Source organism: Moorena sp. SIO4E2 (assembly GCF_010671945.1).
Lineage (GTDB): Bacteria > Cyanobacteriota > Cyanobacteriia > Cyanobacteriales > Coleofasciculaceae > Moorena > Moorena producens.
On record NZ_JAAHIE010000199.1, the window covers coordinates 4,158 to 4,661 of the forward strand.

General features: G+C 45.6%; 1 protein-coding gene. It reads right to left on the bottom strand.

Going from position 1 to position 504, the window contains the following annotated elements:
• A partial coding sequence (locus F6K37_RS19955; RefSeq protein WP_287251699.1) for a hypothetical protein occupies positions 1–252 on the bottom strand: 252 nt, incomplete at its 3' end.
• Positions 253–504 lie beyond the last annotated feature (252 nt).

A 504-nucleotide genomic window follows, 5' to 3' on the forward strand; every position in this document is an offset into this window, starting at 1 on the left:
AATGTGGGAAATGTGGGAAATGTGGGAAATGTGGGAAGTGTGGGGAGGGTCGGGAGATAGCGAGATAGCGAGATAGCGAGATGGGGAAAGGGTGCATCTCATATTTGTAAAAAAGATCGGGAGTGTGGGGCGGGGGCGCGGGGCGGGGGCGCGGGGAGTGTGAGGAGTGTGGGAATTTTCTCCCGAATTTTTGCCTAATTGCAAAAGCGATGCAGTGGCCTCACGGGGGTTTCCCCCAAGACCGCTCTGCATCGCTGCTCCCTACTCCCTAGTCCCTGTTCCCTGCTTCCTATTCCATTTGCTCTATAACTAAACTAGTTATGTCATCAAAATATTTAAAAAGAATAGAAAATTATAGAGGTCTGGGTTTTATGATTTATTTGTAAATTATGTAGACTACGGTTGCTGGATAAAATGACATTGGTGACCGAAAATTAAGGATAATTTTCACTTTATTCTGGTAAATCTATGCTTTGAGTATCACAGGCTGATGTATGCGATCGC